The 347-nt window shown below is 38.3% G+C and carries 1 pseudogene; it reads right to left on the bottom strand.

From position 1 onward, the window contains the following. Positions 1–347 (bottom strand): annotated as a pseudogene (locus SB658_RS22525) (hypothetical protein); the annotation flags it as partial.

The following is a 347-nucleotide window of genomic DNA, read 5'->3' as shown; positions in this document are numbered from 1 at the left end:
CTTCTACTTGATGAAAAAGCTCATCAGTTTGTTTTTCGTAATATTGAATTTCACCTTCTAGTGTCGCGAGCTGCTGCATCGCATGTTGAATGGATACATGTAATGTTTGACGTTCTTTTTCTCTTTTCGCCTCATCTTCCAATATCTCTTGAAAGGCTGAAATATTCTCCTGAATAGTTCCTTCCTTTTTTTGAAGAATACTGGTTAACGCTGAAACCTTGCGCTCATAAATCGATTGCTGATCGGAGAGTTCTTCTATTTCACGCTGAAGCTCCTCATATGCCGCTGTATTGATTTTTAATTGTTTTAGAATATGGAAGGCCTCTACTAGGAAAGAAAGCTCAGAC

Origin of the sequence: Bacillus sp. SIMBA_008 (assembly GCF_046535495.1) — a bacterium.
Lineage (GTDB): Bacteria > Bacillota > Bacilli > Bacillales > Bacillaceae > Bacillus > Bacillus subtilis.
Note: the sequence above shows the minus strand (reverse complement) of the source record. Positions and strands in the feature narration are given on the sequence as shown.